Annotated in this window: 23 protein-coding genes, 1 tRNA gene and 1 pseudogene; 12 read left to right on the top strand and 13 right to left on the bottom strand. The window is 64.5% G+C overall.

Annotation, left to right across the window (positions count from 1 at the left end; all coding sequences use genetic code 11):
* The first annotated feature begins 21 nt into the window (after nucleotides 1-21).
* The 3 genes from U1702_RS01935 (at nucleotide 22) to aat (ending at nucleotide 2,006) form a co-directional block, all read left to right on the top strand.
* Nucleotides 22-408, top strand: a complete 387-nt coding sequence (locus tag U1702_RS01935) for a hypothetical protein (protein ID WP_332721574.1) — start codon at nucleotides 22-24, stop codon at nucleotides 406-408.
* A gap of 108 nt (nucleotides 409-516) precedes the next feature.
* Nucleotides 517-1,254 (top strand): ParA family protein, encoded by a 738-nt coding sequence (locus tag U1702_RS01930; RefSeq protein ID WP_332721573.1) that lies wholly within the window; start codon nucleotides 517-519, stop codon nucleotides 1,252-1,254.
* Entirely contained in the window at nucleotides 1,251-2,006 is a 756-nt protein-coding gene (gene aat, locus U1702_RS01925; RefSeq protein ID WP_332721571.1) for a leucyl/phenylalanyl-tRNA--protein transferase, read from the top strand. The genes U1702_RS01930 and aat overlap by 4 nt, the downstream gene beginning before the upstream one ends.
* Nucleotides 2,007-2,041: 35 nt before the next feature.
* Here the strand turns inward: aat and U1702_RS01920 are convergent.
* From U1702_RS01920 to U1702_RS01900, 5 genes and pseudogenes are all read right to left on the bottom strand, one after another.
* Nucleotides 2,042-2,275 (bottom strand): annotated as a pseudogene (locus U1702_RS01920) (DUF2155 domain-containing protein); the annotation flags it as partial.
* A 194-nt stretch (nucleotides 2,276-2,469) separates the two neighbouring features.
* Nucleotides 2,470-2,862 carry an NADH:ubiquinone oxidoreductase subunit NDUFA12 gene (locus U1702_RS01915; RefSeq protein ID WP_332721569.1) on the bottom strand — a complete coding sequence of 131 codons (393 nt, stop codon included), beginning with the start codon at nucleotides 2,860-2,862 and terminating at the stop codon, nucleotides 2,470-2,472.
* Nucleotides 2,863-2,913: 51 nt separating this feature from the next.
* Nucleotides 2,914-3,312: a DUF192 domain-containing protein gene (locus U1702_RS01910; protein WP_332721567.1), complete on the bottom strand. Its 399-nt coding sequence runs from the start codon at nucleotides 3,310-3,312 to the stop codon at nucleotides 2,914-2,916.
* Between the two features lie 73 nt (nucleotides 3,313-3,385).
* On the bottom strand, nucleotides 3,386-3,937 hold the full coding sequence (locus U1702_RS01905) for a cold-shock protein (RefSeq protein ID WP_332721566.1): 552 nt from the start codon (nucleotides 3,935-3,937) through the stop codon (nucleotides 3,386-3,388).
* A gap of 104 nt (nucleotides 3,938-4,041) precedes the next feature.
* Nucleotides 4,042-4,578, bottom strand: a complete 537-nt coding sequence (locus tag U1702_RS01900; RefSeq protein ID WP_332721564.1) for a regulatory protein RecX — start codon at nucleotides 4,576-4,578, stop codon at nucleotides 4,042-4,044.
* A 134-nt stretch (nucleotides 4,579-4,712) separates the two neighbouring features.
* Here U1702_RS01900 and U1702_RS01895 point away from each other — a divergent pair, with 134 nt between their 5' ends.
* The 3 genes from U1702_RS01895 (at nucleotide 4,713) to U1702_RS01885 (ending at nucleotide 9,913) form a co-directional block, all read left to right on the top strand.
* A complete protein-coding gene (locus tag U1702_RS01895; RefSeq protein ID WP_332721562.1) occupies nucleotides 4,713-6,476 on the top strand; it encodes a fatty acyl-AMP ligase in 1,764 nt (587 codons plus the stop codon).
* 141 nt (nucleotides 6,477-6,617) lie between these two features.
* Nucleotides 6,618-8,942 (top strand): putative bifunctional diguanylate cyclase/phosphodiesterase, encoded by a 2,325-nt coding sequence (locus U1702_RS01890; RefSeq protein WP_332724536.1) that lies wholly within the window; start codon nucleotides 6,618-6,620, stop codon nucleotides 8,940-8,942.
* A 134-nt stretch (nucleotides 8,943-9,076) separates the two neighbouring features.
* Complete coding sequence (locus U1702_RS01885; protein ID WP_332721560.1) at nucleotides 9,077-9,913, top strand: hypothetical protein; 837 nt, start codon at nucleotides 9,077-9,079, stop codon at nucleotides 9,911-9,913.
* Nucleotides 9,914-9,995: 82 nt separating this feature from the next.
* Here the strand turns inward: U1702_RS01885 and U1702_RS01880 are convergent, their stop codons facing one another.
* Complete coding sequence (locus tag U1702_RS01880) at nucleotides 9,996-10,361, bottom strand: hypothetical protein (RefSeq protein ID WP_332721559.1); 366 nt, start codon at nucleotides 10,359-10,361, stop codon at nucleotides 9,996-9,998.
* A gap of 106 nt (nucleotides 10,362-10,467) precedes the next feature.
* Between U1702_RS01880 and U1702_RS01875 the strand changes: the two genes are divergently transcribed.
* Nucleotides 10,468-13,446 carry a beta strand repeat-containing protein gene (locus U1702_RS01875; RefSeq protein ID WP_332721557.1) on the top strand — a complete coding sequence of 993 codons (2,979 nt, stop codon included), beginning with the start codon at nucleotides 10,468-10,470 and terminating at the stop codon, nucleotides 13,444-13,446.
* Between the two features lie 204 nt (nucleotides 13,447-13,650).
* Here the strand turns inward: U1702_RS01875 and nusG are convergent, their stop codons facing one another.
* The 4 genes from nusG to U1702_RS01855 all read right to left on the bottom strand — a co-directional run bounded on the left by nusG (nucleotide 13,651) and on the right by U1702_RS01855 (nucleotide 15,251).
* A complete protein-coding gene (gene nusG / locus U1702_RS01870; RefSeq protein WP_332721555.1) occupies nucleotides 13,651-14,187 on the bottom strand; it encodes a transcription termination/antitermination protein NusG in 537 nt (178 codons plus the stop codon).
* Between the two features lie 22 nt (nucleotides 14,188-14,209).
* On the bottom strand, nucleotides 14,210-14,407 hold the full coding sequence (gene secE, locus U1702_RS01865; protein WP_332721553.1) for a preprotein translocase subunit SecE: 198 nt from the start codon (nucleotides 14,405-14,407) through the stop codon (nucleotides 14,210-14,212).
* Nucleotides 14,408-14,557: 150 nt separating this feature from the next.
* Nucleotides 14,558-15,130 (bottom strand): YqaA family protein, encoded by a 573-nt coding sequence (locus U1702_RS01860; protein WP_332721551.1) that lies wholly within the window; start codon nucleotides 15,128-15,130, stop codon nucleotides 14,558-14,560.
* Nucleotides 15,131-15,174: 44 nt separating this feature from the next.
* Nucleotides 15,175-15,251 (bottom strand) — tRNA-Trp (locus tag U1702_RS01855).
* A 242-nt stretch (nucleotides 15,252-15,493) separates the two neighbouring features.
* Between U1702_RS01855 and rplK the strand changes: the two genes are divergently transcribed.
* Both rplK and rplA read left to right on the top strand, forming a co-directional pair.
* Nucleotides 15,494-15,925 (top strand): 50S ribosomal protein L11, encoded by a 432-nt coding sequence (rplK, locus tag U1702_RS01850; protein ID WP_332721550.1) that lies wholly within the window; start codon nucleotides 15,494-15,496, stop codon nucleotides 15,923-15,925.
* A 4-nt stretch (nucleotides 15,926-15,929) separates the two neighbouring features.
* Nucleotides 15,930-16,628 carry a 50S ribosomal protein L1 gene (rplA, locus tag U1702_RS01845; protein WP_332721548.1) on the top strand — a complete coding sequence of 233 codons (699 nt, stop codon included), beginning with the start codon at nucleotides 15,930-15,932 and terminating at the stop codon, nucleotides 16,626-16,628.
* A gap of 64 nt (nucleotides 16,629-16,692) precedes the next feature.
* On the opposite strand, the gene U1702_RS01840 is transcribed toward rplA, so the two are convergent.
* The 3 genes from U1702_RS01840 to U1702_RS01830 all read right to left on the bottom strand — a co-directional run bounded on the left by U1702_RS01840 (nucleotide 16,693) and on the right by U1702_RS01830 (nucleotide 21,272).
* Complete coding sequence (locus tag U1702_RS01840; RefSeq protein ID WP_332721546.1) at nucleotides 16,693-18,339, bottom strand: response regulator; 1,647 nt, start codon at nucleotides 18,337-18,339, stop codon at nucleotides 16,693-16,695.
* A 20-nt stretch (nucleotides 18,340-18,359) separates the two neighbouring features.
* Nucleotides 18,360-19,865 (bottom strand): ATPase domain-containing protein, encoded by a 1,506-nt coding sequence (locus U1702_RS01835; RefSeq protein WP_332721544.1) that lies wholly within the window; start codon nucleotides 19,863-19,865, stop codon nucleotides 18,360-18,362.
* Between the two features lie 99 nt (nucleotides 19,866-19,964).
* The gene (locus tag U1702_RS01830; RefSeq protein ID WP_332721542.1) at nucleotides 19,965-21,272 is read right to left on the bottom strand and encodes an SLC13 family permease; all 1,308 of its coding nucleotides are present in this window, start codon (nucleotides 21,270-21,272) and stop codon (nucleotides 19,965-19,967) included.
* Nucleotides 21,273-21,301: 29 nt separating this feature from the next.
* On the opposite strand from U1702_RS01830, the gene U1702_RS01825 reads away from it, so the two are divergent.
* The 3 genes from U1702_RS01825 (at nucleotide 21,302) to U1702_RS01815 (ending at nucleotide 24,583) form a co-directional block, all read left to right on the top strand.
* Nucleotides 21,302-22,228, top strand: coding sequence for a hypothetical protein (locus tag U1702_RS01825; protein ID WP_332721540.1), 927 nt, complete (start codon nucleotides 21,302-21,304; stop codon nucleotides 22,226-22,228).
* 96 nt (nucleotides 22,229-22,324) lie between these two features.
* Nucleotides 22,325-24,124 carry a DEAD/DEAH box helicase gene (locus tag U1702_RS01820; protein ID WP_332721538.1) on the top strand — a complete coding sequence of 600 codons (1,800 nt, stop codon included), beginning with the start codon at nucleotides 22,325-22,327 and terminating at the stop codon, nucleotides 24,122-24,124.
* A gap of 6 nt (nucleotides 24,125-24,130) precedes the next feature.
* Nucleotides 24,131-24,583, top strand: coding sequence for a YaiI/YqxD family protein (locus U1702_RS01815; RefSeq protein ID WP_332721537.1), 453 nt, complete (start codon nucleotides 24,131-24,133; stop codon nucleotides 24,581-24,583).
* Nucleotides 24,584-24,615: the final 32 nt, after the last annotated feature.

Here is a 24,615-nt window from a genome sequence, read left to right as displayed (position 1 = left end):
ATACGCAAAGGAGCGCGCGATATGACCATGCGCCTCCTCCCCATCGCCGTTGCGATTCTGGCCTTGCCACTCGCAGCCTGTAGCCCCGAACCCGAAGTTGTGACCAGCCGCGTCGATGACCCGATGGCCGAACAGCTCGCCAACCGCGCGCCCGTCGAACTGCCGCCCGCGATCAAGGCGTCGAAGTCGATGCGCTGCCAGCCGGGCAACGCACTGGTGTTCGTCGAATTCTTCGAGGGCGACAAACTCGTCCGCGTCCGCACCGAAAAGGGCGGGACTGCAACCGACCTGAAGGCAGCCGAAGCGGGCCAGCCATTCGTTGCCGAGGGCGGCTACAAGCTGACCGGCACCCCGACATCGGCCACCGTCGAACTGCCGGGCAAGGGCACGCTGACCTGCAAGGGCTGAAATCCGCTCTCCTTCACCCATAAAATGGGCCGGCGGATCGCTTCGCCGGCCCTTTTTCTTGCGCCAGTCACACGCCTCCGGCACCTTGGGCCAGAAAGGAGCGCGGCGGTGGCGACGATTGCGATCTACAGCCTGAAGGGCGGCGTCGGTAAGACGACGCTGGCGGTCAATCTTGGCTGGTGTGCCGCGACGCTTTCGGCCCGCCGCACGTTGCTATGGGATCTCGACCCGCAGGCCGCTTCCACCTTTCTGCTCGGCGGCGGTTCCGGCAAGGCTCAGGCGCAGGCGGTGTTCACCCGCGATGTCGAACCCTCGAAGCTGGCCCATGCCACCGCGATCCCACGGCTCGACCTGATCGATGCCGATGCCTCACTGCGCGGTCTCGATCTGCTGTTCCACGAACTCGACAAGAAGAAGCGGCTGGCAAAGCTGCTCGGGCAGCTCGACAAAGCCTATGACCGGATGCTGCTCGATTGCCCGCCCGGCCTGACCGAAACCAGCGAGCAAGTGATGCGCGCCGCCGATCTGATCGTCGTCCCCGTCATCCCCTCGCCCTTGTCGGAACGCGCACTGGACGCGGTGATCGCCCATCTCGGCGGAAAGGTGAAAGTGCCGGTCATGCCAGTCCATTCGATGGTCGATCGCCGCCGAAAACTTCATGCCGAGGCGCTTGAACGGCACCCGGACTGGCCGGTGATCCCGATGGCCAGCGTGGTCGAATCGATGGCGGTGCGACGCTTGCCCGTCGGCGCGTTCGCCGGGCGCAGCGCAGGCGGCAAGGCGTTTGCCGATCTGTGGCAGGCCATCGAACGCCGCCTTGCCAAACCCGCAAAGCCTAAAAAGTGACTCGCCCCGCCCCACCCGCCAGCGATCTCGACCCCGACCTGGTCCTGCGCGCCTATGCGATGGGCGTGTTCCCGATGGCCGAGCACCGCGACGAAGCCAGCGTCTATTGGGTCGAGCCACGCCAGCGCGGGATCCTGCCGCTCGACGGCTTTCACCTCTCGCGCTCGCTCCGAAAGACGATCGCGTCGGACCGTTTCCGCATCACCGCCAACACCGCGTTCGATCACGTTATCGCGCTGTGCGCCGAGAGCGCCGCCGACCGCCCCGATACCTGGATCAATCCGGCGATCACGCGCGTGTTTACCGAACTCCACCGCCGCGGGTTCGCGCATTCGGTCGAGTGCTGGGACGGTGATCGCCTTGTCGGCGGCCTTTACGGCCTCGCGCTCGGCCGTGCATTCTTTGGCGAATCGATGGTCAGCCGCGCGCGCGACGCGTCAAAGGTCGCCATCGCCGCGCTGGTCGCGCGGCTCAAACTGGGCGGTTTCACTCTGCTCGATTGCCAGTTCATGACCGATCACCTCGCCTCGCTCGGCGCGGTCGAGATCCCGCGAGAGACCTATCTCTCGTTGCTGTCGGATTCGCTCGGCGAGGGTTCGGCGGGGCTTTCGACCGGGGGCGCCTTCGTCGCCGCCGATTTCGGCGCGCTCGAGCGTTTCGGCGCAGCGGGCGCGGACGCGGCCCCCGCGTCAACCACCTCGCCCCCCGTCTCCGGAAAGGTCATCGCGCAGCTTTTGACCCAGACGTCATAGATCGGGTGCGGCACCACGTTCAGCGCGGGCCGTTCCTTGTACAGCCAGCCTGAGAAGGTCCGCTTCCACTGATTGTCGCTGCCGCGCACGTCCACCTGCGCGAATGCGCCGGTATATTGGTCGCTCTCGAACGGCGCGGTTTTCTCGCACGCGCGCAGGCGGATGATGACGTCGCCCGCACGCACCGCCTGTCCCGGCTTCAGCGTGATGTCGCGCGCGACCCCGTTTCGCTTGTTGAGCAGCCCCAGCACCGCCACCCGCTCCGCCATTGGCGTCGCCCCCTCGGTCGCAACCGCCGGCCCGCTGGTGTCGACCGTCACGATCTCCTCCCCCGGCCCCGCCTTCGCCGCGACTTCGACCCGGTCGGCCGCTCCGGTCTTGTTTTGTGCGCTGTCGCCGAACCAGCCGCAACCGGCCAGCGCGAGCGGTGCCAGCAGCAGTGCGACGGTGCGGCGCGAGCGCATCAGGTGCCGGGCGTCCAGGCTTCGTAATCGCCGGTCGCGCCGATACGCTTGCCACCCGACTCCATCGCACCGGCCGGACGATAGGCCTGCGCCGTCCCGGTCAGGTTCGGCACGGCAGGCGTCTCCCACGCGCGCACCGGCGGCAGCGCGCGATCGGGCACATCGTCGATCTGGTGATGCAGCCAGCTGAACCATTCGGGCGGCACGCGGCTCGAATCGGTCGATCCCTTGTAGATCACCCAGCGGCGCGGATTGCCCGCCGTGTCCTGTCCGCCGGTATAATAGACATTGCCCAGCGCATCCTCGCCCACGCGGTCCTTGCCGCGCAAGCCCATCCAGGTGCCGAATGTGGAGCCGTTCCACCAGGTGAAGATGTTCGCAAAGATCGCCATGCCCCGCGCTTTACGCGGGCATCGCGGCGGCGGCAACGTGGTTTGAAAACATCATTTCCACGTAACCTTGTCGCCGACCGATATCCCCAGTTCCGCCGCACGCCCGCCATTGATCTCCAGCACCGCCGACACCGGCTCGCCCGATCGCACCGGCGCTTCGGAGAATGGCACCGTATTCTCGGCGATATGCGCGATCGTCCCGTCGGGGCGGATGAAGATGATGTCGAGCGGGCTGGGCGTGTCCTTCATCCAGAAGCTTGCCTCGCGTGGCCCGCCGCCTTCGGCCGGATAGGGTGCGAACAGCATGCCGCCGTCCACTGGGATGCCGGTGCGGAACATCAGCCCGCGCTGCTGCTCGGCGACGGTGCGCGCGACATCGACCTTGAAGACATGCCGCATTTCACCCGATTCGACGGTGACGACAGCCTGGCTTGCCTGCTGTGCGGCCACGGCATTGCCCGCCTCGCTGCTTTTGCATCCGGGAACCAGCGCCAGCGCCGCCAGCGCCAGCAGCAGCGCGGCTTTAGGGCTGCTCGACCACGACCGCGAGCGGCCCCTTTTCCCCGTCGACGATCCGCGCGCGCAGGGGTTGTTCCGGTTCGATATCATAAATCTCCGCCCGCCGAAGCGTTTCCATATGCACGAATATATCGGCCGAATCGCCGTCGCGCACCAGAAACCCGTATCCTTTCAGCCGGTTGAACCATTTGACCGTAACGCCCTCAAACGGTCCGGCCCCCTCGATCAGGTGCAGCCGGTCGCCGCGCTCGCCCCCCGCCCCGGCGCGCGCGCGCGGTGGCTCGACCGCATCGGTCAGGTCGATCGACAGAATCTCGCGCGCCTGCAACCCGCGTTCGCGCCGCACCGCCAGACATTCGACCCGCGCCCCTTCGGGAAGGCTGCGGCGGCCATGCGGTTGCAGGACCGAAAAATGGATCAGGATGTCGCCGATCGCTTCATCGTCCGCGACGATGAAACCAAAGCCGCGCGTCACGTCGAACCATTTCACGACGCCCGCATGCCGCTCATCGTCGAGGCTCGAATCGATCGACGATAGCCCTGAGCCCATCGACATGGGCACGTACGCGTCCGACACTCGCTGCGGGTCGACTCCCATTTAAGCATTTCCCCCTGACCGGGGACATTAACACAGCATTTCCGGAAGCTGCGAATCCTTTGTTACTCACCTTCATCAAGCAACATTTCAACGTTTTCACCCGGTTCCATGCGCGCAATCTTCCACGCCAGGTCGGGCGAATGTCCGGCGCGCACCATTGCCGAGACCTGCTTGGCCATCAGCGCGCGGTCGGCGCTTGCGGTGGCGAACGGCCCGATTCGACGTCTGCGGGCAAAGGCGACCGCCGTTTCGCCGCGCCGCGCCTGAATCTGCGGCGCGACCGCTTCGGCATCCTCGCTCTGGATGCCGGCATGGCGCAGCGTATCGTTCACCCGCCGCGCGCCCAGCCCGCGCCGCGCCATCGCCGACGCCTTCGATTCGGCATAGAGCCGGTCGTTGATGTAGCCCAGTTCGGCAAAGCGTTCGGCAATTGCGGCGGGGTCGGCGGCGTCGCCCTCCCACCCCCGCTCGCGGATCTTGCGCACCAGATAGACCGCCAGTTTCCCTCGTGTCGTGGCGAAGCGCTCGACATAGCGCAGCGCCAGCCGATCAAGCGAAGCCGCGTCCAGCGGCGGTATGGGGCGGCGATCGCGGCGCATGCGCCTTGTTTGTGCCACACTGGCAACCGAATTTGAACGCCAGTGCGTAGCAGAGCCGCCCGCATTTCTGGTGTGGGGCCAATTCGTCATAAAGGCGGCGGCCTGCAACGATCAGGGGCACGGATTTTTTGAATATGGCTTTGAACGTCAATGATGTGGTTGAAGCGGACGGCGCAGCGATGCGGCCGACCCCGACCGACGACACTCTTCCTCGCCGTCTGGCAAGCTTCGACACGCTTGGCGACGCGCTGGATTACGCGGCGCAGGGCGTGCGCGGCATGAACTTTCACGACGCGCGCGGCGCGCTCGTCCGCCCCTATCCGTTTAGCGAGATGCGCGACGACGCATTGCTTCAGGCACGCCGCCTGATCGCAGCGGGCGTGAAGCCGCTCGACCGGATCGCGCTGATTGCCGAGACCGGCACCGATTTCGCGTCGTTGTTCTTCGGCGTCATCTATGCCGGTGCGTGGCCGGTGCCGCTGCCGTTGCCGACCAGCTTCGGCGGCAGCCAGCATTATATCGACCAGCTCAGCGTTCAGCTCGACAGCTGCGACCCGACGATGCTGTTCTTCCCCACCGAACTCGCCGCGATGGCGGGAGAGGCGGCACGGCTGAAAAATGTCGAGGGCATCGACTGGGCCGAATTCGCCACGCGCGCCGCACCCGAAGCGGATCTGCCGAGCGCGAAGACCGACGACATTGCCTATCTGCAATACAGCAGCGGCTCGACCCGCTTCCCGCACGGCGTTGCGATCACCCACCACGCCCTGCTCAACAATCTCTCGGCACACAGCCACGGGATGGAGTTGCAGGATGGCGACCGCTGCGTGTCGTGGCTGCCCTGGTATCATGACATGGGGCTGGTCGGCTGTTTCCTGTCGATCGTCGCCAACCAGGTTTCGACCGACTATCTGAAGACCGAGGATTTCGCCCGCCGCCCGCTGGCATGGCTCGATCTCATTAGCCGCAACAGCGGCACCACCCTCTCTTATTCGCCGACCTTCGGCTACGACATCTGCTCGCGCCGCATGTCGAGCCAGACCAAGGCGTCGGATCGCTTCGACCTCAGTCGCTGGCGGGTTGCGGGCAACGGTGCCGACATGATCCGCCCGGACGTGATGCAATCGTTCGTCGATGCCTTTGCCGATGCCGGCTTTCAGGCCTCGGCCTTCCTGCCCAGCTACGGGCTTGCCGAAGCGACGCTTGCCGTGTCGATCATGCCCCCGGGCGAAGGCATCATCGTCGAACTGGTCGAGGAAACCCAGCTGTCCGGCAGCGCCCATGGCGCAGACCGCCCGCAACGCTTCCGCGCGATCGTCAATTGCGGCAAGCCGGTCAAGGACATGGAAATCCAGATCCGTGAGGAGGACGGCGCTCCGCTTCCCGAACGCGCGATCGGCAAGGTCTGGTGCCGCGGCCCCAGCGTCATGGTCGGTTATTTCCGCGATTCCGCGTCGACCGATGCCTGCTTGGTCGATGGCTGGCTCGACACCGGCGACATGGGTTATATGTCGGATGGCTATGTCTATATCGTCGGCCGGGCGAAGGACATGATCATCATCAATGGCAAGAATCACTGGCCGCAGGACATCGAATGGGCGGTGGAGCAGCTTCCGGGCTTCAAGCAAGGCGACATCGCCGCCTTTGCGATCACTACCCCCGGCGGCGAGGAAACCCCCGCCGTGCTCGTCCAGTGCCGCACCAGCGACGATGCCGAGCGCCAGAAGCTGCGCGAGGAAATCCGCGAGCGCGTACGTACCGTCACCGGTATGAATTGCGTGATCGAACTGATCCCGCCGCGCACACTCCCGCGCACCAGCTCGGGCAAGCTCAGCCGTGCCAAGGCTCGCAACCTGTATCTCAATGGCGAGATCAAGCCTTACGACATCGCCGCGTAGGGATTTGCTGCGAACACCTACCTCCGAAACGGTGCGAAAAAATCTGCCGTTCCGGGTCCGGGCCTAACCACTCGCTAACCTGACCCGCGCTATTCGGGTCAGGTGAAAAGCCAGACGACTTCCCAATTTGCGAAGCCGCGCATCGATGTGCGTGCGCTGCTGGGTCTCTATGATCCTGCGGACACCACCGATTGGGGGCCGATTCGCGCCGCCCAGATGAACGCGGGGAGTCAGCTCGCCTTGTTCATGCTGGCCGCCAATGTCGTCGGTGCCACGCTCATTACCCTCAATTTCGCTCAGCTCGTGCCATTGTGGCAGCTGGCAAGCTGGGGTGCGACCGTCGCGGCGGTCGGGGTCGCCGTCGCCTTTCGCCGTCTCGCCGTGCGCCACCGCACCGAACGCACCGCGTCGTTGCGCGACGTGCGCGACACCGTGCTCGACGGCATCGCACTGGGCGCCGTCTGGTCGATCGCGCCGCTACTGTTCGGGCCGGAGGCGGATGCAGGGGCCGCGCTCGGCCTCTGGACGGTCTTGTCGATCCTGATGGCGGCGTCGTCGGTCGCCATGGCCGCACTTCCGCTGGCAACGCTCGCGTTTCTCCTCGTGCTCGGCGGATCGGTCGCCGCGTCGCAGGCGCTGACCATCTCCCCCGCACTCGGTGCCGCCTCGCTGCTCTTCACCGTGCTGCTGATGATCGCCTGCTATGCGCGCGGCAAGGCGCTGGTGGTGATCCGCGCAAACGAGATCGCACTGGCCGAACGCGACGAAACCGTCAGCCTGTTGCTGCGCGAGTTCGAGGACAAATCCGCCGACTGGCTGTGGGAGACCGATTCGCAGCGCCGCGTGATGCGCGCCAATCCGCGTTTTGCCGTATCGCTGGGGGTCGATCCCAAAGCGATCAACGGCATGCCGTTTCTTCAGGTGCTGGCCGGCACCGCCTGGGAATCGGGCAATTTCGCACCCGGCCTGCGCGCGATGGCGGACCAGTTGAAGAAGCGCGAACCGTTCCGCGACCTGCTGCTGCCCGTCTATGTCGACGGGGTCGAGCGCTGGTGGGAGATGACCGGCTCCCCGCGCCTGAACGAGGCGGGCAATTTCATCGGCTTTCGCGGCGTCGGATCCGACGTTACCGAAGCCCGCGAATCCGCCAGCAAGATCAGCCGCATGGCGCGCTACGATTCCCTGACCGGCCTGCCCAACCGCCTGCTCATCAACGAAACCCTCGCGCTGGCGATGGCGGAGGCCGAGAAATGGGGCTCGCGCTGCGCCTTCATGATGATCGACCTCGACCGGTTCAAGGCGGTCAACGACACGCTTGGCCACCCGGTCGGCGATCGCCTGTTGATGCGCGTGTCCGAACGCCTCAAGCAATTGATGAGCGCCAAGGAAATGATCGGACGGCTGGGCGGCGACGAATTCGCCGTCGTCGTGCGCGATGCCGCCGATACCGCCGCGGTCGAGCGCCTCGCCCACACCATCATCGACGTGCTGTCACAGCCCTATGAAGTCGACCAGCACACCCTCTTCATCGGTGCCAGCGTCGGTCTCGCCCACGGGCCCCGCGACGGGCGCACGGCGGAGATGCTGGTCCGCTCCGCCGATCTTGCGCTCTATCGCTCGAAGGATGCCGGCGGCGGCGTCTACCACGCCTATGAACCCGAATTGCATTCGCAGGCGGAGGAACGCCGCGTCCTGGAAATGGCCCTGCGCGCCGCGCTCGAAAACGACCAGTTCCACATGATGTACCAGCCTGTCGTGCAGGCCGGCACCGGTGCGCTGACCGGGTTCGAGGCGCTGCTGCGCTGGACCCACCCCGAATTCGGCAACGTCTCCCCCGCCAAGTTCGTACCGCTGGCCGAGGAAGCCCGGCTGATTGCCCCGATCGGCGAGTGGGTGCTGCGCGCCGCCTGTATCGAGGCCGCGCGCTGGGACGATCCCGTCCGCATCGCCGTCAATGTCAGCCCGGAACAGCTCCACAATCCCGGCTTCGCCTCGTTCGTCGCGGGAGCGCTCCGCGAAAGCAATTTACGCCCCGACCGCCTCGAACTCGAAGTCACCGAAAGCGTGTTCATGCGCGAAGGCACCGCCGCCGTGCAGACGCTGGAGGCGATCCTCGACATGGGCGTGCGCCTCAGCCTCGACGATTTCGGCACCGGCTATTCCTCGCTCGGCTATCTCAGCCGCACGCGCTTCTCCTCGATCAAGGTTGATCGCAGCTTCGTTCAGGGCGCGTCGAAAGGCAGCAAGGAAGCCATCGCCATCATCCGCGCCGTCGTCGCCCTCGCCGACAGCCTCGGCATGGCAACCACTGCCGAGGGTGTCGAGACCGAGGACGAACACCGCATGGTCCAGGCGCTCGGTTGCACCAAGGTTCAGGGCTATTATTTCGGCCGCCCCCTCCCCGTCCACGAAGCCCGCGGCCTCGCTTGCCGCGACGGCGAAGGCGGTGCCAGCGTCGCGGCGTAAACCTTTCTCTTGATCCTCCCCGCCAAGGGAAGGTGGCAGCCGCAGGCTGACGAAGGAGGAGGATACCAAAACGCTAAGGGCACACCCCCAAATCCCCCCTTGCAATGTTGGAACCCGTTTCCGAACACTGCCAGATGACACGCCCGTTCAACCACACTCAGGCGCTTCAGAACGACGCCTTCCTCGCCGCGCTCCGCAGCACCGGCAACACGCGGGAAGCCGCGCGCAGCCTCAACGTCCACCGCTCGACCATGCTCAAGCGCCGCGCAAAAGACCCCGCCTTCGCTGTCGAATGGGATGCCGCCCTGGCGCTCGCCCATGCCCGCCTCCACGCAAAGGCCACGAAAACCCCCGAAGAACCCGGCATCATCCGCACCGCATCGGGCAGGCTGCAAGTCCGCCGCGCCCAGCCCCGCCGCCTCGATCGCGCCGCCGAACAGGCATTTCTCGCCGCGCTCAGCGCCACCGCCAATGTCCGCCTCTCCGCCGCCTTCGCCCGCGAAATGCGCCTCGCACTTGAACTGGGTTACGAACGCCTCGAAATGGCCCTGCTCGCCGCCGCCGATCCCGCCAGCCACCGCGACGATTCCTGGCGCCACAACGAACCCCCGCCGATCCCGCAAATGACCGCGGCGGAGGCGTTGCAGCTCCTCCACCTCCACCAAAAGGAAGCGCGTCTTCAGGCCGAACCCCCGCACATCAAACGCCGGCGCGGCGAAAGCAGCGACGCCCACAGCTATCGCCTGGGCGCGATGTACGAAGCCGACCTCCAGCGCCGCCGCGAAGACTTCAACATCGCCGAAGCCGCCCGCCGCGCCGCCGGCCACCCGCATCTGTTCGGCCCGAAGGTTTTGCCGTTACCGGCGCTCGATCAGGTCAGGGGCTGGAGCAAGGCCGACCCGGGCAAGGTGCCGCATGATCCCGACACGCCGATGTTCGGCGGGTGGCGGTTGAAGGACTGGAAGGGGTGAAGGTTTGACGACAGGCTGGGGAAGTCGGCTTTGCGCCCCAAAGTCGGTCGTTGCTGTCCGGGCATTAGTTTCCTGAAACCGGCTATTCGTACCAGTGCCGCTTACCGTTCGTCGCGTAAACCGCCAGAGAGACGGTTGCTGTGATATTTGCCGCAACCCGGTGACGAAGTTCCTTGTCAGGCGAACTGAGGGCGTAACAAGCCCCGTTCTTGGTGGGTTTAGCCACGCTCGCGCGGGAATTGTTGCGCAACCGGCCTGTGGCCATCAGGCAACATTGATAGAAAATGCCGGTCATAAGAAATAAAATTACGTTCATTCGTGCGTCCGTGTTGATCCGCGCAGCGTTGCTCCGCCGATCGTTTAGTCCGAACGCGTCGTAATCAAAGGCTTCCCCCCCAATGCCCACGACCCCCATTTCCCAGTCGCGCCGCACGCGCGCGCGCTTCACCCTCGCCTCAGCTCTCGCCGGAACCGCATCCGCCCTGCTTCTGGTATTGCCGTCCGCAGCTTTGGCTCAGGAAGAATGCGGCCCGGCGCCCGCGACCCCCGGCACGGTGACCTGCACCCCAGCCGGTAACCCTTATCCGAACGGCGTGACCTATATCGTCCCGCCCGCCGATCTCACCATCGTGTTGCAGGACGGCGTGCGTATCGACACGAGTGGCAGCCTGAATCTCGGCATGCTCGTCGTCGGCGACAATGCCTTCACGGTCAACGGCGGCACCAACACGCTCATCACCAGCGACAGCTTCGGCGTCCTCGTGTCGAACAATACCGATCCGATCTCCGTGACGCTCGACCGCATCGTCACCAACGGGACCAATAATTTCGGCCTGATCGTCAGCTCATCGGAAGGCTCGATCACGACGAGCACCAATGCCATCACCACCAATGGTGCCAATGCCGACGGTATCAGCGCCAGCACCGACACCGGCGCGATCACCATCCGTTCGGGCAGCGTCACGACCAGTGGCCAGAACGCCATCGGCATCGACGCCAACAGCGATTTCGGCAATCTCAACGTCACGTCTTCGACTATCCGCACCACCGGTGTCGGCGGGGGCGGCTTTAACGGCGGCGCAGTCGGCATTCTCGCTCAGACCGGCGGCATCGGGACGGTCACGGTCAATTCGACCGCGATCAACACCGCCGGAACCGATGCGTTCGGCATCCGTGCGGTGTCCAACACCGGCGCGCTCTCGGTGACTTCGGGGACGATCGCCACCACCGGCCTCAACGCCGATGGCATCAGCGTTACCACTGCAGGCACCGCGACAATCAACGGCGGCGCGATCACCACCACCGGTGCGAATGCCGACGGCATCGTCGCCAGCGGCGTGACCGGTGCCAATATCAACTTCGCCTCGATCAGCACGACCGGTGCCAACGCCAATGGCGTGCTCGTCCCCGCCGGTGTGCAGTTCTTCGGCCCTCGCGCAACCGCAACCACCACGGTCAACGGCAACAGCGTCAGCACCGTTGGTGCCACGTCGGACGGCGTCCGCGCCATTGCCGGCACCGGCACCGCGACGGTCAATGTCACCGGCAACATCACGACCCAGGGCACCAACAGCCGTGGCATTTTCGCCACCGGCCCGTTGGGCGTGACCGTCACCAATGGCGGCACGATCAGCACTGCTGGCGTCACCTCGAACGGCGTCGATGCGTCGAGCATCGCAGGCCCGGTCGCCGTCACGGTCAACAATGTGACGACCACCGGCAACGGCTCGCGCGCAGTGGTCGTCAATGCGGTTACCGGCAACGCCACCGCAACGGTCAATGGTGCGCTGCGTACCACCGGCACCACCGCCGACGCGCTGACCGTCACCAGCGGCGGTAACAGCGTCGTCAATGTCGGCACCGGCGGCTCGTTCGCAACGACTCAGGGCAATTCGATCGCTCTGAATTCGGTCGGTACCAGCACGCTCAACAACGCCGGAACGATCGCCAATAATGCGAACGGCTTCGCACTCGTCGCCACCGGCGGGCCGATCACCATCAACAACAGCGGCAACCTGACGTCGGACATCGTCCTGACCGGCGGCGCGGACCGCATCAACAACAGCGGGACCTTCAACGTCGGCGTCAACCCCGATTTCGGTGCGGGTACCGACAGCTTCGTCAACAGCGGTGTGATCCTTGTCGGCACCGGAGCCACCGCGACGGTTGCGCCGACCTTCACCGGCCTTGAGAGCCTGACCAACAGCGGCACCATCGATCTGCGCAACGGACGCGCAGGCGACACGCTGACCCTGCCGGGCACCTATGCTGGCACCAACGGCACGCTCGGACTCGACGTCACGCTCGGCGCGACACCGGTAGCGGACCAGCTCGTCATCGGCGGCGTCGCCAGTGGCACCACGACCATCCAGCTCAACCAGTTGACGGGCAGCCAGCCGGTCCTGAATTCGGGCACAGTGCTGGTCCGTGCCTCGACCGCATCGGATGCCAATGCATTCGATCTGGCCGGCGGCTCGCTCACTTCGGGATTCGTCCGGCTCGAAGTCGTGTTCAACCCTGCCACCGGCACCTACTCGCTGACCGGCGCACCGAGCGACAGCGCCTTCCGCACGCTCAATTTCAACGAGGGTGTTCGCAGCCTGTGGCTGAAATCCGCCGACACCGTCTCGGGCCAGCTTCGCGCCCGCCGCGATGCGCTGTGGACGCAGGGTGGCGGCGATGTCGCCGGTCGTTTCTGGACGCAGATGCACGGTTCGGTCGAAACCCGTGGCGGCAGCCGAAACTTCAACACCTTCGGCCAGTCGCGCCTGACCGACACCGGCTATGAGCAGGATTATTTCGGCGGGCAGATCGGCCTCGACATCAGCGGCGGAAGCGGTGAACGCGGCGGCTTCGCGTTTGGCGTCACTGGCGGCTATATCAACTCGTCGATGAACTTCGCGGGCTCGGCCGACCGGCTGAGCTTCGATGTCGTGAACGGCGGTGTCTATGGCAGCTTCACCTCGGGCAACATCTTCGTCAACGCGATCGGAAAATACGATTATTTCTGGGCGAAATCGAATATGCCGGGTGCCGGTTTCCGCGAGGATAGCAACGGCGGCGTCTATGGTGCACGGGCGGAGGCGGGCGTCCGCTTCGGCAGCGACAGCTTCTTCATCGAACCGGCAGCCAGCATCTCCTACGTCAAGAACGACTTCGACGATCTGTCGCTCAACGGCACGACCATCAATTTCGACGACGACGATGGCCTGCGCGGACGCGCCGGTGGCCGCATCGGCGGCGCCTTTGCCATCGGAAGCGGCGCGGAAGCGGCGATCTATGTGGGCGGCAATTACGTCCATGAGTTCAAGGGCCGCGACCGCGTGACCTTCACCAGCGGCGGCACGAGCCTCGACTTCACCAACAATCGCCTGCGCGATTATGGCGAAGCGACGCTGGGTCTGACGATCGCGCAGAGTCAGGGGATCAGCGGCTTCATCGAAGGCAACTACACCCGCTCGTTCACCGACAGCAATGGCACGGGCAGCATCGACGGGGCCGGTGGCCGCGCGGGCATCCGCCTCCAGTTCTGAACCATCCGGTTCGGCATTGGGAAATCGTCACGGGGTGCATGGCAACATGCACCCCGTTGTTCGAGCTATTTCACGAATGGCCGCTTTTCTAGATCTGGCGGCGAGTGGCGGAAATTCCGCAATCGGCCGAATTTTGGACCTTTAACCAAAAAGGCCGGAGCGTTTCCGCCCCGGCCTCTCGCAATCTGCAAATGGCTCGCGCCGTTACTTCGACCGTTCGACCTGATCGAAATCCAGTTCGACCGGCGTTGCGCGACCAAAGATCGACACGCTGACCTTGACCTTGGACTTGTCGAAATCCAGTTCCTCGACCATGCCGGTAAAGCTGGCGAACGGACCGTCCAGCACCTTGACCGAATCGCCGATCTCGTAATCGACCTTGATCTGCTGCTTCGGTGCGGCGGCGGCTTCTTCCTTGGTGTTCAGGATGCGGGCCGCTTCGGCCTCGCTGATCGCTTGGGGCTTGCCCATCGAACCCAGGAATCCGGTCACCTTGGGCGTGTTCTTGACCAGGTGATAGACGTCGTCGTTCATCGCCAGCTTGGCGAGGACGTAGCCGGGGAAGAATTTGCGTTCCGACTGCACCTTCTTGCCGCGGCGGACTTCGGTGACGGTTTCGACCGGCACTTCGACCGATTCGACCAGCGCGTCGAGGCCCAGCCGCGTCGCTTCGGACAGGATCTGGTCCCGAACCTTGTTCTCAAAGCCCGAATAGGCGTGAATGATGTACCAGCGCGCCATGGTAATTCCTGTTATTGGGTCGTTATGCCGCGAGGCTGAGCAGGAACTTCACGATCGTATCGAAAAATCGATCGACGCCGAAGAAGAACAGCCCGAGCAGCGTCGCCATGATGAACACCATCACGGCGGTCATCACGGTTTCCTTGCGGGTCGGCCAGACGACCTTCTTGGTCTCTGCCTGTACCTGGCGCATGAATTCGAGCGGACTGGTCTTGGCCACCTGATTGCCTCACATAAATTTGCCCGGCATCCGGACAGGTTTCTCCGCCCGGCCCCCCTTAGCGAGAGACCCGGCGAAACCCATCCAGATTGTAGGATTGGGCGCAGTATCTAGCGAGAAGGGTCCGCCGGGGCAAGGGGCGTATACTGCTTAGAGCAGCGCAACGAGCGCGAAGCCCCCTACCAAGGCCGCGATGACCATCCAGCCAATCAGGTTCATCCGCTCCTCGATCACGCGCTGCACCGGCTCGCCATATTTCTTGAGCAGGAACGCGACGAGGAAGAAGCGCGCGCCACGCGTGATCGTGCACAGGATGATGAAGATGCCGAGCGGATAGTGCGACACGCCGCTGGCGATCGTCACCAGCTTGAACGGGATCGGCGTCAGGCCCTTGACCAGAATCAGCGCCGCGCCCCATTTCTGGTACGCCGCCGTGAAATCCTCGAACGCGCCGTGACGAAAGAATTCCAGCACCTGATGCGCGAAGCTGGTCAGGAAATAGCCGATCGCATAGCCGAACATACCGCCCAGTACCGACGCGAGCGTGCAGATCGTGGCGATCCGATACGCCTGCTCGCGCCGTGCCAGAACCATCGGCACCAGCATGACGTCGGGCGGAATCGGGAAAAAGCTCGATTCGGCGAAGGATATCGTCGCTAGATAGCGTTCGGAGTGACGGTGACCGGCGAGCTTCAGCGTCCAGTCGTAAAGCGCGCGGAACATGCGGGGCGGACCTCTGCAAAGCACCGGGCGCGCCCGGAATGTGATGGCAGGGGCGCTCGGATTCGAACCGAGGGCCTTCGGTTTTGGAGACCGACGCTCTAACCAGCTGAGCTACGCCCCTGTGCGGTGAGCGCTCCTAAAGTTTGCCGGGAAAGAAGGCAAGACTTGGTTATGCCACTCCGAATCCAACATGTATCCAACAATCGACCGAACCTTGCTTTTATCGTGCGCTGGCGCTAGGCGCGCCCTCTTCCACCGTCTCATCGATGGAATCGTGCGGGAGCATATCTTCGGATGTGCGTCTGAACCGCTAAACTTGAACCGGGCGGGTCGCTTGCGGCCTGTCCAGCAAAAGAGTGAAACATGGCTAAGAAAATCACGGGCTATATCAAGCTCCAGGTGCCTGCGGGTGCCGCCAATCCGTCGCCTCCGATCGGCCCTGCTCTGGGTCAGCGCGGCGTCAACATCATGGAATTCTGCAAGGCGTTCAACGCGTCGACCGGCGAAGTCGAGAAGGGCACCCCCCTGCCCACCGTCATCACCGTCTATGCCGACCGCAGCTTCTCGTTCGAGACGAAGCAGCCACCGGCGACGTACCTCATCAAGAAGGCAGCGAACCTGAAGTCGGGTTCGAAGGAGCCAGGCAAGATTTCGGCCGGAACGATCAAGCGCTCGGCGCTGTCGGCCATCGCCGAATCGAAGATGAAGGATCTGAACGCAAACGATATCGAGGCGGCAACGAAGATCATCGAGGGCTCGGCCCGTTCGATGGGTCTTCAGGTCGTGGAGGGCTGATCACATGGCAAAGCTGACCAAGAAGCAGAAGACGATGGCCGACGCAGTCGACCGTGAAAAGCTGTACGGCGTGGACGAAGCGATTGCACTGGCACGTGCCAATGCGACCGCGAAGTTCGACGAAACGATCGAAGTCGCACTGAACCTGGGCGTCGATCCCCGCCACGCCGACCAGATGGTCCGTGGCGTCGTGACCCTGCCAAAGGGCACCGGCAAGACGGTTCGCGTCGGCGTGTTCGCCAAGGGTGCGAAGGCTGAAGAGGCGCTGGCCGCCGGTGCCGACGTCGTCGGTGCGGAAGACCTGCTCGAGATCGTTCAGGGTGGCAAGATCGAGTTCGATCGCTGCATCGCGACCCCGGACATGATGGGTCTGGTCGGGCGTCTGGGCAAGGTGCTGGGTCCGAAAGGCCTGATGCCGAACCCGAAGCTGGGCACGGTCACCATGAACGTCGCGGAAGCCGTCAAGGCAGCCAAGGGCGGTCAGGTCGAGTATCGCGTCGAAAAGGCCGGCATCATCCATTCGGGCATCGGCAAGGCGTCGTTCCCGGCGGAAGACCTGCGCGCGAATTTCGACGCGCTGGTCGATGCGGTGGTCAAGGCCAAGCCATCGGGCGCCAAGGGCAAGTATCTGCGCAAGGCCGCGGTGAGTAGCTCGATGGGGCCAGGCGTGAAGATCGACGTCGCCGAGGTTTCGGCGGTCTGATCTTTCGACTGCAAGCGAACAACAAGGGGCCGGGGGAAACTCCGGCCCCTTTTTCGTGCGTCGTTCAGGCGTGAGCGAGTGCTGCGCCCAGCGCTTCGCTGAGATCGCCGATCTGAAACGGTTTGCGCAGGATCTGATGAATGCCGACAGGCTGATCGGCGGCGTCGAATTCAGCATAGCCCGTGGCCATGATGACCGGCAGATCGGGCCGGACGCGATGCGCCTCACGCACCACTTCCGCGCCGTTCATCCCCGCCATAGCGAAATCGACCAGGAGCAGGTCGGGGCGCTGTTGTTTCAGGATATCGAGCCCGGTGGGGCCATCGGCCGCCTCCCACACCTTGTAGCCAAGCGATTCGAGGCAGTCGGTCATAAAGCGGCGGACGCCATCGTCATCGTCGATCACGAGGATGCGACCGCCTTCGCGGCGCGATGCGGCGGCAACGGGGGCCACGGTCGCGGCTTGGGTCACCGCCTCGGCGCGCGGGAGCCAGATGCTGACGGACGTGCCGACACCCTCCTCGCTCTCCAGCACCGCGCTGCCTCCGGATTGGCGAGCGATGCCGAAGACCTGGCTCAGGCCAAGGCCAGTGCCTTTGCCCACCGCCTTGGTCGTGAAGAAGGGGTCGAACACCTTGCTGAGCAGGTGCGGCGGAATGCCGCTGCCGGTGTCGGCAACGGTCACCGTGGCATAGCTGCCCTCACGCAAACCCGATGCGTTGGCAGTGGGCATGCCCGTGGTGATCGACAGCGTGCCGCCGCGCGGCATGGCGTCGCGCGCGTTGATTGCCAGATTGAGGATCGCCAGTTCAAGCTGGTTGGTATCGGCCATCACCCAAGGCGATGCCGGGTCGAGAATCCATTTCTTTTCGACCTGCGGGCCAATCGTGCGTTCGAGGATGTCGTTCATCCCCTCAACCAATGCGTTGAGATCGACCGGGGTCAGCGTGAGTTGCTGGGTGCGCGAGAAAGCGAGTAGCTGATGCGTCAGCTTGGCCGCGCTTGACGTGGCGTGGCGCGCGAACCCGGCGAGGCGGAGTACGCGGGGATCCTCGACACGATGTTCGATCAGTTCGAGATTGCCGGAAATGACCGTCAGCAGATTGTTGAAATCATGCGCGATCCCGCCGGTCAACTGACCGACCGCCTCCATCTTTTGCGACTGGACCAGCGCCGACTGAATGCGTTCGCGCTCGGCGACTTCCTGCATCAACTGGTTATTCGCGTCCGACAGTTCGCGCGTGCGTTCGGCGATGCGGCTTTCGAGGCTGCCGTTGAGCTGGGTGAGGCGTTCCTCGATCGCCTGAAGATCGAGCAGGCGTCGGCGTGCCTCATATTGGCGGCGGCGCACACGGAATGCCGACGCAACGGCACTGACCAGCGTGTCGCTATGAATCGGGCGTTCCAGCACGACCACATTGCCTAGCCCGTCCAGCATTCTCTGTGCATCGGGCGGGCGCCGACCGACGCGTTTGGTGGCGAGCAGGATGAACGGAAAGTCCGACCAGGGCGGCTGTGCGCCCAGCCAATCGTCAAGCGGCGCGCGGTCGCTGCCGCCCAATGATTCCTCGGTCACAATCGCCATCGACGCGCCGTCCGCCATATTTGCGGCGAGCGCATCGATGCTGTCACAGATGACATGTACATGCCCCATGCGATCGAGCAATTGCCCCATCACCGGCGCATCGCGACCGCGCAGCGCGAAAATCAAGATGCGTTGTTCAGGCACAATCAGTCGTCCGCCGCCGGATCAGCAGACAGCAACGGCGTCACACCGCGATAAGTAGGCAGGCCAGTCAGCACGCCCTCAAAATCGCGCAGCGGCTCACCGATCTCGACCCCCTCACGCGACAGGCGGAATTCGCGGATGCTGGTTTGATGCGCAGTCATCCGGCTTTTGACGACCGACACCGCCTTCAGCATATCGCCCTTCGCCTCGAAATAGCGGAACAGCACGATCGTGTCGGACAGATAGCTGAGATCGATTTCGGAGCGGACATCGCCGATAATGCCATGCTGACCCAGAATGAGCAGCGTGATGACGCCCTGCTGGTTCAGATAGCTGAGCATTTCATGCATTTGCAGCAACAGGTATTTTTCACCCGGCATTGCTTGCAGAAACGCATTCAGGCTGTCGATCACGATCATCTTCACGCCATCCGCCTCGACGGCATGGCGCACCCAGTGCGAAAACTGGCCGGGCGACAGTTCCGCCGGATCGATCTGGGTGACGTGCAGCGTGCCGTCATCGATATGCGGCTGCAAATTCATGCCCATCGATTTGGCGCGCGCGAGCATCGTCGCCCGCCCCTCGTCGAACAGAAAATAGGAGACGGGTTCGCCGCGTTCCAGCGCAGTGGTGACGCAGCGCACCGCAGTGCTGGTCTTGCCGACGCCGGACGGGCCGTTGAACAGGACGTTGGTGCCGGCGGACAGGCCGCCGCCCAGCATCTGATCGAAATGAGCGACGCCGGTGGACACCAGTTCCTCGCAGAAATCGGTGTGATGCTCCGCCGCGATCAGGCGCGGGAACACTGCCACGCCGCCGGTCTCGATGATGAAATCATGAAAGCCGCCGCGATATTTGACACCGCGCAGCTTCACCACGCGCAGCCGACGTCGTTCCGATCCATATTCCTGCGCATTCTGTTCCAGCGTGATGACGCCGTGCGCGATGCTATGCAATTGCAGGTCGCCGGGATCGGAACTGCGATCGTCGAGCATCAGCACGGTGCAATTGCGCAGCGAAAAATATTGTTTCAGCGCCAAAATCTGGCGGCGATAACGCAGCGAATTCTGCGCCAGCAGCCGCATTTCGGACAGGCTGTCGAACACCACGCGTGAGGGTTTGAGGCGATCGACGCACTCCATCACGCCCTGGATCGTCTCACCCAGCTCAACCTCGGACGGTTCCAGGATCGATTGCTCGGTGTCCGGGTCGAGCCCGTCCTCGCTCACCAGTTCGAACAGCTCGATATCGTCCAGCGACCAGCGATGGCTCGCGGCCACTTCGCGCAGTTCGGCCGCTGTTTCGGACAGGGTAATATAAAGCCCACGCTCGCCGCGACGTGCCCCGTCGAGCAGGAATTGCAGCGCGATCGTCGTCTTGCCGCTGCCCGGTGCGCCCTCCACCAAATAGGCGCGATTGCCGGTCAGCCCGCCCGCCAGAATATTGTCCAGTTCGGCAATTCCAGTCGAAACGATGGCGGATCTTGGTGCCTTGTTCTCAGTCTGCATTCTCAATTCTCGCAGTGGTGACCCACGGGCCATTACGGTCATTCAACGATCCAACCGCAATTTTGCTGCATAAAAAGCCTTCCGCAAACGTAAGCCACTTTAAAACGGGAAGAAAATCGGGATCGTGGCAATTGCGACGGCAAAGGTAATCAGGTTGAGCGGCAGGCCGATGCGCACGAAATCCATGTAGCGATAGCCGGCCATCTGATAGACGATGACGTTGGTCTGATAACCGAACGGCGTGGCGAAGGCAGCGCTGCCCGCCATCATCACCGCGACCAGAAACGGGCGCGGGCTGACCCCCAGGCTTTCGGCCAGCGCTACCGCGATCGGGGTTACCAGCACCGCGACGGTGGCGTTGGACAGCAATTCGGTCAGCACCATCGTCACCAGATACAAAATAATCAGCGCGATCACGGGTTTCAGATCGTGCAGCGATCCGACCAGCGCCTCGGTCGCGGTGGCGGCCAGCCCGCTTTCCTCCATCGCAATACCGATCACGACCATGCCCGCGATCAGGATCAGAATATCGGGTTTCAGCCCGCCATAAGCCTGATCCGCGGTGATGACACGCAACAGGATCAGCAGCACCGCCCCGGCAAAGGCGGACGCCGCGATCGGGGCGATGCCCAAAGCGGCGATGACGATGGCGCTGACGAAGATGGCAAGGGCAATCGCCGCCTTTACCGGTTGCAGCGGGCGCGGCTCGGCAAAGAGCTCGGCATGACCGACCTGCGCGCCGCCGATGCTGAGATCGGGGTCGTAATCGCCGGTCGCCTCGTCCTCGCGGCCCAGCGCCTTTTTCATCAGGCGGCCGCTGAACAGGAAAAGGTACAGGCCGCCCGCAATCGCCATCGGCACGCCGACGGGGGTAATCTCGAACATCCCGAAACGCGGCTGCCCGGCGTTGCTCGCCATGTCGTCGACCAGCAAATTGGTCGAGGTGCCGATCAGCGTGCAGCACCCGGCGAGCACGGTGATGTAGGACAGCGGCATCAGATAGCGTTTGGGCGATTGTTTCAGCGCGATCGCTACGTCGCGGATCACCGGCGCACCCAGCACGACGATCGGCGTGCTGTTCATGAATGCCGAGATGATCCCGATCCCGCCCAGCAACATCCACACCCCTGCGGACCCGGCGCGTTTGCACAGTCTGACGCCCGCCGCGATCGCGCGATCGAGCAGCCCCGACAGTTCCAGCGCATAGGCAATCACGAACAGCGATGCGAGCGCGATGATCGCGGGGCTGGCGAACGCACCCTGCACCTCGACCGGGCGAACGACGCCGGTCATCAGCAGCACCGCTGCGCCGCTCAACGCGACGACGTCGGAGCGCACCTTGTCCCAAATCAGCGCTGCAACCACCGCCGCGAGCACCACCAATGTCAGGATCTGGTCGATGTTCATTACGGGATCGAACGTCCAGTCATTGCGATATGTCCCTGATCGGACATGGATTTGGCGGGATTGTTCGCTATCAAGTGTGGATGGAAGAGCCAAGCCTACGCAGCAGCCGCCTAGCCCTGGCCGGTGGCATTGCAGCCGCCGTCATCATCGCCGGCGGCGGGTTTCTGTTCGGTCGCGTTACAAGCGAACGCACCGAGGTGGTAATCGCACCGGTCCCGATCGCTTCGACCCGACCACAGGCGACGCCGTCGCCGGAGCCGCGCGGGATTCTGGGTCGCGCCGATCTGATCGCGCTGGCCGCGAGCGCCACCGACCGCTTTGCCGCCGGGGGCGATCCGGGCGAGGCGACCCGCGATGCCGATGGTCGCCGGTTCGAGCTCCGGCTGCCGTTCGGGTGCAATGGCCCGGCCGAGGCGGACAGCAAGGCGGCGATGCGTTGGCGTTACGACGCCGAGGCCCGTGCGCTGCGCATTCACGCCGCCCCGGTCAGCTGGCGCGCGGAGGACTGGTGGAGCACTGCGCCCGAGGGGATCGAGGGCGTCGAGGGGTTCTGGCTGATGCGTCCATGGACCGGCAGCGACAGCTGTCCCGCGACCTCCGACCGCCCCTCCGCAACCGGTGCCGAAGCCGTCACCCTGCCCGGTCAAACACTGGCGATCGGCCAGATTCTGTCGCTTGAGGGGACACGGCGCGGGCGACGCAACGGCCAACCCTATGAGGCCGTCGTCCGTGTTCCGGCAGACGAATTGGACACGTCAAAGGGTTTTCGGCTGCGCATCATCGGTCGCGTCGTGGCCGCTCCGAACGGCGGCACCGTGCGCTGTCAGCAGCCCGCCGGGGCCGAGCAGCGCCCAATTTGCCTGATCGCTACCGCATTTGAACAGGTGTCGGTGGAGAATGCTGCGACGGGCGATGTGGTCGCAACATGGGATGCGCAGGGCAGCGCCGCGAACTAGCATTGGCTCCCCCCTCGCCAAGCGGCACATTTTCGGCTATGGGCCACCGCTTCCCGCGCCGTGATCTTTTCCGCGCGAGCCATATCATCGGAATTTATGCCCTTTTCCAATCTCCCCCCCAGCCTTGCCGAGGCGCTGACCGCGCGCGGCTATACCGCGCTCACCCCCGTTCAGGCCGCCGTGGTCGAGGACAACGCCAACGGGCGTGACCTGCTCGTTTCCGCCCAGACCGGCTCTGGGAAGACCGTCGCCTTTGGTCTGGCGATGGCCGAGGATTTGCTGGCGGACGGCGTGTTGCCGCCGCCGGGTGCGCCGCTGGTGATCGCCATCGCGCCGACGCGCGAACTGGCGCTTCAGGTGGCGAAGGAACTGGCGTGGCTCTATGCCAGCGCCGGTGCGCGCATTTCGACCTGTGTCGGCGGCATGGACGCCTCGCGCGAACGTCGCTCGCTGTCGCACGGCACCCATATCGTCGTCGGCACCCCGGGCCGGTTGCGCGACCATCTTGAGCGCGGCGCGCTCGACCTGTCGAAGGTCCGCGTCGCAGTGCTCGACGAAGCCGACGAGATGCTCGACATGGGTTTCCGCGAGGAACTGGAAGCCTTGCTCGACGCGACGCCGGATCAGCGCCGCACCTTCCTGTTCTCCGCCACCCTGCCAAAGCCGATCGTGGCGCTGGCCAAGCGCTATCAGCGCGACGCACATCGCATCTCGACCGTCGGTGACGATCGCGGCCATGGCGACATCGCCTATCAGGCGATCGCAGTTGCCCCGTCGGACATCGAACACGCCGTCATCAACCTGTTGCGCTTTCACGAGGCAGAGACGGCAATGCTGTTCTGCGCTACGCGCGACAATGTCCGTCATCTGCACGCGAACCTGACCGAGCGTGGCTTTACCGCCGTCGCGCTGTCGGGCGAGCACAGCCAGAACGAGCGGAACGCGGCGTTGCAGGCGCTGCGCGATCGCCGCGCTCGCGTCTGCGTCGCCACCGACGTCGCCGCGCGCGGTATCGATCTGCCGACGCTCAGCCTTGTGGTCCATGTCGAACTGCCACGCGATGCCGAGGCGTTGCAGCATCGTTCGGGCCGCACCGGGCGTGCGGGCAAGAAGGGCACGGCTGTCCTCATCGTCCCCTACCCCCGCCGTCGCCGTGTCGAGATGACGCTCAAACAGGCGCGGATCAACGCCGAATGGTTGCCGGTGCCAAGCATCGAAGACATCCGCGCCAAGGACCGCGAGCGGCTGATGGAAAAGCTGATCGCGCCGGTCGAGATCGACGACGACGATCGCACGCTGGCCGAGGCGCTGCTGGAGCAGAAAACCCCGATCGAAATCGCCGCCGCACTGGTGCAGGCGCATCGCGCGTCGATGCCCGCGCCCGAGGAACTGATCGACCGCGGCCCCGGTGCTGGCCCCACGCGCGAAGCCGTGCACCGTCCCGGTTTCGACGACACCGTCTGGTTCAAGATGAACATCGGTCGCCGCCAGAATGCCGATCCGCGCTGGATCCTGCCGCTGATCTGCCGTCGTGGCCATGTCACCAAGTCCGAAATCGGTGCGATCCGCATCGGTGCCGGCGAAACGCGGTTTCAGGTGCCGAGCGCGATTGCCAAGACCTTCGCCATGAACGTGTTGAAGTCCGCCGACGAAGGTGGCGAGGATGAGGCTGGCGTGCGGATCGAGATGGCTGAAGGCCCGCCCCCGCCCGGCACGCGCGGTGACCACGAACCGCGCCGCTCCGGCCCGCCGCGCAATCACGACCGTCAGGTGTTGCGCACCGCGCGGCCCGCGAACGCCGCGCCTGGTGGCAAGCCGGGCTTCGCAGCCCCCGGCGGCAAGCCCGGATTCAAGGGCAAGCCGAAACCGCATCGTGGCAAGCCGCCGCAGCGGTAACCCACGATGACGCTGCGCATCCTGGTCGATGCCGACGCCTGCCCGGTGAAGGACGAGATTTACAAGGTCGCATGGCGGCGCGCGGTAGCGGTGGTGATCGTCGCCAACGCCTATATCCGTATCCCCGATCATACGCTGATTACGCGGGTGGTGGTGTCGGATGGTTTCGACGCGGCGGATGACTGGATTGCGGAGCAGGCAGGGGCGAAGACGGTGGTGGTAACCGCCGATATATTGCTGGCCGATCGCTGCCTGAAGGCGGGCGCGACGGTGTTGTCATCGACCGGCAAGCCGTTCACGCTCGCCTCGATCGGCGCGGCCATCGCCACGCGCGCGATCATGGCCGATCTGCGTGCAGGCGGCGAGCAACTGGGCGGCCCTGCCCCCTTCAGCAAAGCCGACCGCTCCCGTTTCCTCTCGGCACTGGACGATGCATTGGTCAGGCTCGCCCGAAACTGACGCCCGCCGAAAGATGCATGACAACTATGCAT

Origin of the sequence: Sphingomonas sp. LT1P40, from assembly GCF_036663835.1 — a bacterium.
In the GTDB taxonomy this organism is placed as follows: domain Bacteria; phylum Pseudomonadota; class Alphaproteobacteria; order Sphingomonadales; family Sphingomonadaceae; genus Sphingomonas.
Note: the sequence above shows the minus strand (reverse complement) of the source record. Positions and strands in the feature narration are given on the sequence as shown.